This window comes from Cupriavidus pauculus (genome assembly GCF_008801835.1).
GTDB lineage: Bacteria > Pseudomonadota > Gammaproteobacteria > Burkholderiales > Burkholderiaceae > Cupriavidus > Cupriavidus pauculus.
Genome location: NZ_VZOW01000001.1, coordinates 88,466 through 100,493, shown reverse-complemented (window position 1 = coordinate 100,493; position 12,028 = coordinate 88,466). Strand labels below are relative to the sequence as shown.

Here is a 12,028-nt window from a genome sequence, read left to right as displayed (position 1 = left end):
TCACGTCCGCAAAAATTGCGCAGCGCCTGCGCCCGCCACCTGCCCACTGGCGAAGCACGCCGTCAGCAGGTATCCGCCGGTGGGCGCTTCCCAGTCCAGCATTTCCCCTGCGCAGAACACGCCGGGCATCGCGCTCAGCATCAGCCGATCGTCCATCGCCTCGAAGCGGACGCCGCCGGCCGAGCTGATGACTTCGTCGATCGGCCGCGCCCGTATCAGGCGCAGCGGCAGCGCCTTGATGGCCGCGGCGAGCGCCGCCGGATCATGCATCGCGTCCTTGTCGAGCACCTCGCGCAGCAATGTCGCCTTGACGCCCGTGATGCCCAGCCGGCTCTGCAGATGGCTCGATACCGAGCGCGAGCCACGCGGTCGCGCCACCTCCGCGGCGACGTTCTCGACCGAGCGGCCCGGTGCCAGATCCAGCGTGACGGTGGCGTGCCCATGCGCATCGATCAGATCGCGGATCGGAGCGGATAGCGCGTAGACCAGACTGCCTTCGATGCCGGATTCGCTGATCACGAACTCGCCCTGGCGCTGCCATACCGTGCCGTCCAGCGCGGTGACGCCGAGCGCCACCGATTTCACCGGATCGCCCGCATGGCGGACGCGGAACAGCTCGCTCCACTCGACATCGAACCCGCAATTGGCCGGCCGCAATGGCGCCATGCCCACGCCGCGCGCCGCCAGTATCGGCAGCCATGCTCCGTCGGATCCAAGGCGCGCCCAACTGCCGCCACCCAGTGCCAGCACCACGGCCCGGGCCGCCACCTCGACTTCCCCTTCCCGGGTGGCAAGGCGCAGCACATGCCAACCATCGCTCGACTGGCCAAAACCGGTCCAGCGATGCCGGGTATGGATCCGCACGCCCGATTCGCGCACCCGATGCAGCCACGCACGCAGCAAGGGCGCGGCCTTCATGTCGGTGGGAAACACACGGCCCGAACTGCCGACAAACGTGTCGATGCCAAGCGCATGCACCCAGGCGCGCAGACGCTCCGGACTCAACGCGTCAAGCATCGGCCCGATCCGGTCCGCACGCGCGCCATAGCGGCGCACGAATGCGTCCGCCGACTCGGAATGCGTGATATTCATGCCGCCCTTGCCCGCCATGAGGAATTTGCGCCCAAGCGACGGCATGGCGTCGTAGAGATGCACCGCGACGCCCTGCGCGGCCAGTGTTTCGGCCGCCATCAAGCCGGCAGGCCCGCCGCCGATGACAACGGCGCCTTCATGGCGAATAGGATCAGAGCGAGGGGAATCGGGCATGGCATCCGCAGAATCGAAAGACCCCGTCAATGGCGCGGTATCGCTACCCAAAGCGGCGTTGCGCGGCCCTGTCGCCATCGAAGAACGGCTCGGGAGCGGTGCTGCGTGCGAGTACCGCGAACGGGGCACGCTCATCCGGAATTCGTGGTGCGAGGGAGGGGACTCGAACCCCTACACCATTGCTGGCGTCAGGACCTAAACCTGGTGCGTCTACCAATTTCGCCACCCTCGCGGTCCTTGGACGGCGTTTGACAAAACAAAAAAGGCGGCTGGAACTGCCCGCCTTTGTTGCACGCGGCGCCGGGAGCGCCTGGAACGTCGTCCGTGCCGCCGGCGCAACTTCGGCCTGCGGCGCAATAAGGATGCGGATTGTAGCGCAAGGCGCGGGGGGAATCCAGCCCCCTTCGCCCTGCCCGCCGGCGCCGCCGGAATTACGCGCGGGCGCGGATGAAAACGACGACCAGCACCGAGGCGCAGAACTCCAGCGCCGCCACAAAGTACAGGCCAGCGGCCAACTGGCCGGTGTTGGTCTTGAACCAGCCGATCATGTAGGGCGCGACAAAGCCCGCCAGGTTGCCGATCGAGTTGATCAGCGCGATCCCGCCCGCGGCGGCCGTGCCGGCCAGGAATGCCGAAGGCAGCGACCAGAACACCGGGAACGCCGCCAGGATGCCGATCGACGCCACGGTCAACGCCACCAGCGCCAGCACTGCGCTATGCAGCAGGTAGCCCGTCAGCGTCAGGCCCACCGCCGCCAGCAGCGTCGCCAGCGCGCAATGCATGCGGCGCTCGCCGGTGCGGTCCGAATGGATGCCGTTGAGCACCATGGCGATGGTGCCCGCCACGAACGGAATCGCCGACACCAGCCCGATCTGCAGGTTGCCGTGCACACCCAGTTCCTTGATGATCGAAGGCGACCAGAACGCAATCGTCGCATTGCCGCTGACCACGCAGAAATAGATGGCTGCGCAGACCCACACGCGCGAATTGGCGAACGCATCCTTCAACGACGAGTGCTTGGCCGGATCGCGTGCCTCGGCCTCCACGTCGCCGGTGACGATGGCCTGCTGGGGCTGCGTCAGCCATTTCGCGCTGGCCGGCTTCTCGGGCAGGTACAGCAATACGGCGATCCCGGCCAGCACCGACGGAATCCCCTCGATCACGAACAGCCACTGCCAGTTGGCCAGGCCGTCGACGCCGTCCATCGCGCTCATGATGAAGCCGGCGATCGGACCGCCGACCACGCCTGCAATTGCAAACGAGGTCATGAACAGCCCGTTGATGCGCGCGCGGCGCGCGGCGGGGAACCAGTACGTGAGATACAGCACCACCCCCGGAAAGAAACCCGCTTCGAAGACGCCGAGCAGAAAGCGCAGTGCGTAGAACTGCGTGGGCGTCTTCACGAAAATCATCGCCATCGACGCCAGGCCCCAGAGAATAGTGATACGCGCCAGCGTTTTGCGCGCGCCGATCTTCTCGAGCAGCAGGTTGCTCGGCACCTCGAACAGGAAGTAGCCGATGAAGAAAATGCCGGCGCCCAGGCCGTACACGGCCTCGCTGAACTGCAGGTCCTGCAGCATCTGCAGCTTGGCAAAGCCGACGTTGACGCGATCGATCCAGGCCAGCACGAACAGGAAGACGAGAAACGGGATCAGGCGCACGGTGATCTTGCGATACGCCTCGTTGCGTTGCTGCGCCAACTGCGCTGGCGGCAAATTGTCCATGGCGCGTGGCGCGCCAGTCATCACGGAAGACATCGGTGGCTACTCCTTGGGTGTGGTTGACGGGGCTTTGCTACATTGGCAAAGCCCTCTCGCAGGGCGTTGTGCTGGCGTGGGAATCCGCCCGTCACTTCAATTTCGATGCGACGACATCGCGCGCGGCGTCACGCCAGCGCCTGCTCGATAGCGGCGGACACTTGAAGCACGCGCGCATCGCGGCCGTGCAGTCCGCAAACGCCGAGCCCCATGCCGTCGCCCATCGGCAACGAAGCCGCGCAGCCATCGAGGAAATTGATCACGCTGGCGTTGCGCAACACCAGGCCATTGGTTGCAAAGAAATCCTCGTCGCGTTCCAGCGCATCCAGACGCGGCGGCCGCACCGCGACGCTCGGCATCAGCCAGGCGTCGGCATCGCGCAGCCGCTGCGCAGCGCTTTGCTGCATCGCGCGCCGCTCGGCCAACAGGACGATGTAGTCGGCGGCCGTCAGTTTTTCGCCGCGACGAATCCGCTGGGCCACGCGCTGGTCATACTGGTCGCCCTTTTCCTGGAGCAACGTGCGATGCCAGGCCCACGCCTCCGCGGCGGTCAGGCCGCCAGCGGCGTTGATTTCGGGCAGGCGCCGCAGTTCCGGGAAATCGAACTCAACGATCTGCGCACCCTGCGTCGACAGCAAGCCGAGCGTCGCCTCGAATGCCTGCGCCACGGCCGCGTCAAGCCCTTCGCCGACGAAATCGCGCGTCACATACAGACGCGCGCCGCGCAAGTCCGCCGCGCGCGTGTCGAGCGTTTCGCCGCTCAGTACCGCATCCATCGCGGCGCAACATGCCACCGAGCGCGCCAGCGGCCCCGCGGAATCGAGCGACGTGGAAAGCGGCACCGCGCCGTCGAGCGGCACGCGCCGCGCGGTCGGCTTGAATCCGGTGAGCCCGCAGAATGCCGACGGAATGCGGATCGAGCCGCCCGTATCGGTGCCGAGCGCAGCCACGGCCATCTCCTCGGCCACGCTCACCGCGCCGCCAGAGGTGGAGCCGCCGCTGATGCACGCGGCGTCAAACGGCGTGCGCGGCGTGCCGTAGTGCGGATTGAGGCCCAGCCCCGAGAACGCGAACTCGCTCATATTGGTGCGTCCGATCAGCACCGCGCCAGCGGCGCGCAGACGCGCCACCGCCGGGGCATCCGCCTGCGCCGGGGCGCTGCCTTCGAGCGCCTTCGATCCCGCGCGCGTCACCTGGCCGCGCACGTCGAACAGATCCTTGATCGATATCGGCAAGCCGGCCAGCGGCGATGCAACATAGCCGGCCGCGCGCGCCTGATCGGCGGCGCGTGCCTGCGCCAGCGCGCCCTGTGCGTCCACGCTCATGAACGCCGCGCCGCCGGCCTCGCGATGGCGCTCGATCTTTGCCAGCGCGGCCTCGGTCAGCGCCACACTGGTGGTGTGGCCCGCCGCCAGCGCTGCCGCCAGTTCCGCGATCGTCGGGGCCTTCGGCCCGGAGGTCATCGGCGCGCTCATTCCGCCACCGCCAGTGCTTCGACGCGATACGCGTGGCGCAGCGTGCGGTTGCGCACGGGATCGTGCAGCTCCACCTCGAAGGCGTCGCCGTGGCCCAGTTCGCCGATGACTGCCTGCGTGCCGCAGAACATCGCGGTACCGGGCGGCAGTTGCGCTTCACCGGTCAGCCGCTCGATCAGGTCGCGCGGATCCAGCAGGCGCGTGACCTTGCCTTCCTGATACAGCGCGCGCTGGCCGTCGCGCACGCGCCAGCAGCGCATTTCCAGCGCGTCCCAGTGATCGGCGACCTCATCGAAACGCCACACTTCGTGGCCGATCGGCTTGGCGCACATCTGCTTGGAGACGGTGACGTCGTAGGCCTCGACCTTGCGGTCCGTGTGGTCCGATCCGATGCCGATGTAGAGCGCATCGGCGCCTTGCAGCAGCACGAATTCGGTTTCGCCCGACGAATCGCCGCGCGGCACTTCCAGCACGTCGTCGGTGGTCAGCAGTTGGGCGGCCAGCGGATAGAAGGTCGGCACGGTGGCCGGCGGCTTGACGCCGATGGCCTTCAGTTCGTCGATGTGATGCTGGACGGCGTCCAGGTCGCGGCCGGTCCAGCCGGCGATGATCAATCGTTCGATGTCGAGGGCGAGCGCGCCCCCGCCGGCTACCTGGAGATGCAGTGTCGGCATGGCTTACTACCTTGTTACGAGGGGAAAAATTCGGTCAGAGCGTCCGGATGATGTTCTTCCGGAATTCGTCGATGTGTTCACGGACGGCCTCGCGCAGCGCGGGCACGTCGCGCCGTTCCAGCGCGTCGATGATCTCGAGGTGCTCCTGATAGACGTTCTCGAGGTGCTGGGGATCGGACAGCGACAGGAACCAGAAACGCGCCTGCTTTTCATGCAGGCCGCGCAGCAGTTCGGCCAGTACGCGGTTGCGCGATGCGGCCGACATCGCGGTATGGAACTTCAGGTCCAGCGATGCCAGCGCGGGAATATCGCGGCGCGCGATCAGGTCCGGGGAGCGGTCGACGATTTCGCGCATCGCCTTGAAATCGCTGTCGTGCCCGCGTTCGCAGGCCAGCGTGGCGCACAGCACCTCGTTGGTGGCGCGCACTTCGATCATATCGAGCACTTCGTTGAGCGACAGCGGCGTCACCAGTACGCCCTTGCGCGGCAGGATAGAGACCAGCCCTTCCACTTCCAGCCGATGCAGCGCCTGATGCACGGGCGTGCGGCCCAGGCCCAGCAGCGTGGCCACCTGCGCTTCGTTGAGCGGCTCGCCCGGGCGGAATTCGCACGCGATGATGCGGCGCTTGATTTCGGTATAGGCCTGCTCGCGCAGCGCAGCGCCGCTCTGGGCGGGCGTCAGCGCAGCGGGCGCGGCGGCAGCGGCGGCGTCAACCAGCCGGATCGGATTCACCATGGCGACATCTCGGTCTGCATTTGAAGTTGCAGTGATACTAGTGTGATATTTCACTGCGCACAACCGGGAAATATCTAGGGGTAAACACTAGAACGCGACAGGTTTGGCGCGCGCCCGGTATCATGCCGCATCCGTTCCGAATCGATAATCGATTCTTATATATCTTGGTGCAATATTCAGCCATCGTGGTGCAGCGGATCACAGCGATGGTGCCGCCGATCCAATCCTTATGAGCGCAGCCGACGACGACCGCCCCGACCCGCTGTTCAACCAGTCACTGGAAAAAGGGCTGCAGGCGCTGCGCGCCTTCGGCGCGGTTCACCGTACGCTGACGCTGGCCGAACTGGCCGAACTGGCGGGCATGTCCAAGAGTTCGGCGCAGCGCACCGTGCACACGCTGGAACGGCTCGGGTACATCGACAAGCACCCGCAGACGCGACGCTTCCGCCTGACGCCGAAGGTGATGGAGATCGGCTACAACTATCTGGCCGCCGATGCGCTGATACCGATCGCCAGCCCCTATCTCTCGCAACTGGCCAACGCGAGTGGCGAAACCGCGAATCTGACCGAGCCGGTCGGGCTCGACATGGTCTACGTGGCGCAGTTGATGACCGCTAAGCACATGCCGGTACTGACGCCCGTCGGCATGCGCATTCCGATGTACTGCACGAGTTCAGGCCGCGCGTGGCTTAGCACGCTGCCCGACGATCAGGCCCGGGCGATGCTGGAAGCGTCAGCGCGGCCGGCACGCACGCCGGCCACGCTGACCGATGTCGACCAGATCATGCAGCGCGTGGTGGCCTGCCGCAGCGTCGGCTATGCCTGCAACGAGGAAGAGCTGTTCCTGGGCGACATGGGCATCGGCGCGCCCATCGTGAACAGCCGCGGCGAAGCGGTCGGCGCGGTGCACGTGTCGCCGCCCGCCAGCCGCTGGACGATGGAAGAGGCGCAGAAAAAACTGGCGCCGCTGGTGATCGAGTGCGCGTGGGCAATTTCCCGATCGATCTCGCATTGACCGCCGGGTAGCGGCGCAGCCTTACTGACTGCCGCCAGCGTGCTCGAGCATGGCCTGCAGCAGCACATTGGCGCCCGCCTCGATATGTTCGGGCAGCGCGTCTTCGAGTTCGTTGTGGCTGATGCCGTCCTTGCACGGCACGAAGATCATGCCCGTTGGCGCGCGTTGGGCGATGTACACCGCGTCATGACCGGCCCCGCTGACCACGTCCATATGCGGCAGTCCCAGGCGCGCGGCGGCGCGGCGCACGCTGTCCACGCACGCCGGCGCAAACAGGCACGGTTCGAACTTGACCACCTGGCGGATCTCGACGCTGACGCCCGCCGCCTCGGCGATGCCCGCAAACGCGCCGCGCATCGCCGCATCCATGCGGTCGAGGCCATCCTGCGACAGATTGCGGAAGTCCACCGAAAAATCCACGCGCCCGGGGATCACGTTGCGCGAGTTCGGCTTGACCTCGACAAAGCCAACCGTGCCGCGCCCATGCGGCGCCTCGTCGCGCGCGATGCGATTGACGGTCTCGATCATCCGTGCCGATGCCAGCAGCGCGTCGTGGCGCAGCGCCAGCGGCGTGGGGCCCGCGTGCGCGTCCTGGCCGATCACGGTCACGTCGTACCATTGCTGTCCGAGCGCGCCGGACACCACGCCGATCGGCAGGCCCGCTGCTTCCAGCACCGGCCCCTGCTCGATATGCGCCTCGAAATACGCCGCATACATGCCGCCCGGCACATCGCCCGCGCGCTGCGCGCCACGATAGCCGATCGCACCCAGCGCATCGCCCACGCTGATGCCGTCGCGATCCTGCTGCGCGCAGGCGAACGCGGCGTCGAACACACCCGCGAACACGCCCGATCCCATCATCACCGGCGTAAAGCGGGTGCCTTCCTCGTTGGTCCAGAACGCCACCTCCAGCGGCGCGCGCGTGCGGATGCCGAGGTCGTTGAGCGTGCGCATGACTTCCAATCCCGCCAGTACGCCGAAGTTGCCGTCGAACTTGCCGCCAGACGGTTGCGTGTCGATATGGCTGCCAGTCGCCACGGCCGGCGCGGTGGGATCGGTGCCCGCGCGGCGCGCAAACACATTGCCGATCTCGTCCACGCGCACGTCCAGCCCGGCCTCGCGGCACCAGCTCACCACGAGGTCGCGCCCCTTGCGGTCTTCCTCGGTCAGCGCGATACGGCACACGCCGCCCTTCGGCGTGGCGCCGATCGCGCCGAGATCCATCAGCGATTGCCACAGGCGGGCGCCATTGATGCGGGGAGTGAATTGCGAATCCATGTCTTTGTTGTCTGCAGTGAGTGAGCGTCGGCATCGATCCAGCAAGAAGCAGACCACGCGAAACGCGTCGATGCATGCCCACGGTGATGGTGCACGGCACTGGCACATCAATTGCTAGATCGAACCCGGCCTTCCCATCGTCCATTCCTCAATCAGGAGTTCAGCCTGTGATCCCCACCCAGTTCTCCCATGCGAAAGGTTTTTCCGCGGCGGCCCGTTCGATCTCTGCCGCCGTTGCGCTGTCGCTGCTCGCACTGCCCGGCGTTGCGATGGCGGAAAAGGTACTGCGTATCGGCATGACGGCCGCCGACATTCCGCGCACGCTTGGCCAGCCCGACCAGGGCTTCGAAGGCAATCGCTTCACCGGCATCCCGATGTACGACGCGCTCACGCAATGGGACCTGTCCAAGAGCAACGGCCCCAGCCTGCTGATTCCCGATCTGGCCACCGAATGGAAGGTCGACGACAAGGACAAGACCAAGTGGACGTTCAAGCTGCGGCCCGGCGTGAAGTTCCACGACGGTTCGGCGTTCAATGCCGACGCGGTGGTCTGGAACGTCAACAAGGTGCTCGACAAGACCGCGAAGCAGTTCGATCCAAGCCAGGTTGGCGTGACCGCGTCGCGCATGCCGACGCTGCGCAGCGCGAAGAAGATCGACGACCACACCGTGGAGCTGGTGACGTCCGAGCCTGATTCGTTCCTGCCGTACAACATCTCGAACCTGTTCATGGCATCGCCCACGCAATGGGAAAAGAAATTCGCAGCCGTGCCGGCCTCGGTGACGGACCCCGCGGAGCGCAGCAAACAGGCATGGGTGGCGTTTGCCGCCGATGCGTCGGGCACCGGCCCGTTCAAGATGACGCGCTTCGTGCCACGCGAGCGGCTGGAGCTGGCCAAGAACGCCAGCTATTGGGACAGCAAGCGCGTGCCGAAGATCGACAAGGTGGTGATGCTGCCGATGCCGGAGGCCAACGCGCGCACCGCCGCGCTGCTGTCGGGTCAGGTCGACTGGATCGAAGCGCCCGCGCCTGACGCCGTGGCGCAGATCAAGAGCCGCGGCTTCGAGGTCTATGCCAACGCCCAGCCGCATATGTGGCCGTGGCAGTTGTCGTTTGCGCCGAATTCGCCGTGGCTGGACAAGCGTGTGCGCCAGGCGGCCAATCTGTGCGTGAACCGCTCGGGGCTCAAGACGCTGCTGGGCGGCTACATGGCCGAAGCGAAAGGCATCGTCGAATCGGGCAATCCATGGTGGGGTAATCCGAAGTTCGACATCAAGTACGACCCGGCCGCGGCGCGCAAGCTGATGACCGAAGCCGGCTATTCGGCCGCCAAGCCCGTCAAGGTCAAGGTGCAGGTGTCGGCGTCGGGATCGGGCCAGATGCAGCCGCTGCCGATGAACGAATACGTGCAGCAGAACCTCAAGGAATGCTTCTTCGACGTGGATTTCGACGTCGTCGAATGGAACACGCTGTTCACCAACTGGCGCATCGGCGCGAAGGACGCCAGCGCGCACGGCGCCAACGCCATTAACGTGAGCTTCGCGGCGATGGACCCGTTCTTCGCGATGGTCCGCTTCGTCAGCACCAAGACGCAGCCGCCCGTATCGAACAACTGGGGCTTCTTCGGCAATCCGGAGTTCGACAAGCTGATCGAGACCGCACGCACATCGTTCGGCGAAAAGGACCGCGACGCCGCGCTGGCGCGCCTGCATGCGCGCATCGTCGAGGAATCGCCGTTCGTGCTGATCGCGCACGACGTGGGTCCGCGCGCGATCTCGAAGAAGGTCAAGGGCGTGGTCCAGCCGCAAAGCTGGTTTATCGATATCGCGACGATGTCGATGGACTGACCGCGCAAGCGCGCCGCCGCTGGCGGCTGGCGCGCTTGCGTGGCGCTGCGGCGTCAACCGTCTTCACCCCTTTCCCGCCGCACGCGGCGCATAGGCAAAACCACAACCACCCACAAGCCGGCCCAGACCATGACTTACCTGCTCCGCCGCATCGTGTATGCGTTGCCGATCCTGCTTGGGGTCGCCCTGCTGTGTTTCTCGCTGGTTCATATCGCGCCGGGCGATCCGCTGGTCTCGGTATTGCCGCCCGATGCGTCCGAAGAGCTGCGGCGGCAACTGAGCGCGCTGTACGGCTTCGACAAGCCGTTCCTGGAGCAATTCATCCACTGGCTGCTGCGCGCGCTGCATGGCGACCTCGGGACCTCGATCGCGACCAACCGGCCGGTCATGACCGAGGTTTCCACAGCGGTCGTCAATTCGATCCGGCTCGCCGCGGTGGCCACGCTGATCGGTTTCACGTTCGGCTGCCTGTTCGGCTTTGTCGCGGGATACCTGCGCGACTCCGTGTCCGATCGCATTGCATCGTTCCTGTCAGTGCTGGGCGTCAGCATTCCGCACTACTGGCTGGGGATGGTGCTGGTGATCGCGTTCTCGGTGCTGCTGGGCTGGCTGCCAGCCACGGGCGCCGGTCCGGGCGGATCGGGCGACTGGGCATGGGACTGGGAGCACGTGCAGTACATGCTGCTGCCGGCAGTGACGATGTCGGTGATTCCAATGGGCATCGTGGCGCGCACCATCCGCGCGCTGGTCGCGGAAATCCTTTCCAACGAATTCATCGTCGGGCTGCGAGCACGCGGCTTATCGGACATGGCGGTGTTCCGGCACGTGGTCAAGAACGTAGCGCCCACCGCGCTCTCGGTCATGGGCCTGCAGCTTGGCTATCTGCTCGGCGGCTCGATCCTGATCGAGACCGTTTTCTCGTGGCCCGGCACGGGTTTCCTGCTCAACTCCGCCATTTTCCAGCGCGATTTTCCGCTGCTGCAGGGCACGATCCTCGTGCTGGCGGTGTTCTTCGTGATGCTCAACCTGCTGGTGGACGCGCTGCAAACGCTGTTCGATCCCCGCATTCAACGTAACTGAGGACGCCATCATGGACGCGACACTGAACAAACCCATGGCGGCGCTACCGGTGGAGCGTTCGCCCGGCTACTGGTCCACGGTCGGCCGCCGCCTGCTGCGCAACCGCCTGGCGATGCTCGCCGCGCTGATCCTGCTCGCGCTGATCGTGATGGCGATCTTCGCGCCTGCGCTGATGCCGGCAGACCCCTATGCCTCCTCGATTCTCAAGCGCCTCAAGCCGATCGGCTTCGCGGGCTATCCGCTCGGCACCGACGAACTGGGACGCGACATGCTGTCGCGGCTGATGCTCGGCGCGCGCCTGTCGCTGTTCATGGGCATCACGCCGGTGCTGATGGCGTTCGTGCTGGGCAGCGCGATCGGCATCGTGGCTGGTTACGCCGGCGGCTGGACCAACACGATCATCATGCGGCTGACCGACATCCTCTACGCGTTTCCTTCCGTGCTGCTGGCCATCGCACTGTCCGGCACGCTCGGCGCGGGCGTGGGCAATGCGCTGCTGTCGCTGACGATCGTGTTCGTACCGCAGATCGTGCGCGTGGCCGAAAGCGTGACCACGCAGGTGCGCAACCGCGAGTTCGTCGATGCGGCGCGCGCCTCGGGCGCTTCGTCGCTGACCATCGTGCGCGCCCACATCCTCAACAACGTGCTCGGACCGATCTTCGTCTACGCCACGAGCCTGATCTCGGTGTCGATGATCCTCGCCTCGGGCCTTTCGTTCCTGGGCCTTGGCGTCAAGCCTCCCGAACCCGAATGGGGCCTGATGCTCAACACGCTGCGCACGGCGATCTACACGCAGCCGTGGGTCGCCGCGTTGCCCGGCGCGATGATTTTCCTGACCTCGATCTCGTTCAACCTGCTGGCCGACGGCATTCGCTCGGCAATGGAAATCAAGGAGTGAGC

At 66.0% G+C, this 12,028-nt stretch carries 10 protein-coding genes and 1 tRNA gene; 4 read left to right on the top strand and 7 right to left on the bottom strand.

The genetic code is table 11. The features are described 5' to 3' along the window. The 6 genes from F7R19_RS00445 to F7R19_RS00420 all read right to left on the bottom strand — a co-directional run bounded on the left by F7R19_RS00445 (position 1) and on the right by F7R19_RS00420 (position 5,908). Positions 1-1,266 carry a TIGR03862 family flavoprotein gene (locus F7R19_RS00445; protein WP_150979008.1) on the bottom strand — a complete coding sequence of 422 codons (1,266 nt, stop codon included), beginning with the start codon at positions 1,264-1,266 and terminating at the stop codon, positions 1-3. 145 nt (positions 1,267-1,411) lie between these two features. Further along, positions 1,412-1,498, bottom strand: a tRNA-Leu gene (locus F7R19_RS00440). Positions 1,499-1,697: 199 nt separating this feature from the next. Then, positions 1,698-2,990: an MFS transporter gene (locus F7R19_RS00435; RefSeq protein WP_223505952.1), complete on the bottom strand. Its 1,293-nt coding sequence runs from the start codon at positions 2,988-2,990 to the stop codon at positions 1,698-1,700. A gap of 161 nt (positions 2,991-3,151) precedes the next feature. After that, positions 3,152-4,486: an amidase gene (locus F7R19_RS00430; protein WP_150979006.1), complete on the bottom strand. Its 1,335-nt coding sequence runs from the start codon at positions 4,484-4,486 to the stop codon at positions 3,152-3,154. Positions 4,487-4,494: 8 nt separating this feature from the next. Further along, positions 4,495-5,172 (bottom strand): DUF2848 domain-containing protein, encoded by a 678-nt coding sequence (locus F7R19_RS00425; protein ID WP_150979005.1) that lies wholly within the window; start codon positions 5,170-5,172, stop codon positions 4,495-4,497. A gap of 34 nt (positions 5,173-5,206) precedes the next feature. Next, a complete protein-coding gene (locus tag F7R19_RS00420) occupies positions 5,207-5,908 on the bottom strand; it encodes a GntR family transcriptional regulator (protein ID WP_150979004.1) in 702 nt (233 codons plus the stop codon). 229 nt (positions 5,909-6,137) lie between these two features. On the opposite strand from F7R19_RS00420, the gene F7R19_RS00415 reads away from it, so the two are divergent. Continuing rightward, on the top strand, positions 6,138-6,923 hold the full coding sequence (locus F7R19_RS00415; RefSeq protein WP_061957530.1) for an IclR family transcriptional regulator: 786 nt from the start codon (positions 6,138-6,140) through the stop codon (positions 6,921-6,923). A gap of 21 nt (positions 6,924-6,944) precedes the next feature. On the opposite strand, the gene F7R19_RS00410 is transcribed toward F7R19_RS00415, so the two are convergent. Continuing rightward, entirely contained in the window at positions 6,945-8,201 is a 1,257-nt protein-coding gene (locus F7R19_RS00410; RefSeq protein WP_061957529.1) for a Zn-dependent hydrolase, read from the bottom strand. Between the two features lie 269 nt (positions 8,202-8,470). Here F7R19_RS00410 and F7R19_RS00405 point away from each other — a divergent pair, with 269 nt between their 5' ends. The 3 genes from F7R19_RS00405 (at position 8,471) to F7R19_RS00395 (ending at position 12,026) form a co-directional block, all read left to right on the top strand. Further along, positions 8,471-10,048, top strand: a complete 1,578-nt coding sequence (locus tag F7R19_RS00405; RefSeq protein WP_223505950.1) for an ABC transporter substrate-binding protein — start codon at positions 8,471-8,473, stop codon at positions 10,046-10,048. Positions 10,049-10,177: 129 nt separating this feature from the next. Further along, complete coding sequence (locus F7R19_RS00400; RefSeq protein ID WP_150979002.1) at positions 10,178-11,128, top strand: ABC transporter permease; 951 nt, start codon at positions 10,178-10,180, stop codon at positions 11,126-11,128. Positions 11,129-11,138: 10 nt separating this feature from the next. Then, complete coding sequence (locus tag F7R19_RS00395) at positions 11,139-12,026, top strand: ABC transporter permease (protein ID WP_150979001.1); 888 nt, start codon at positions 11,139-11,141, stop codon at positions 12,024-12,026. Positions 12,027-12,028 lie beyond the last annotated feature (2 nt).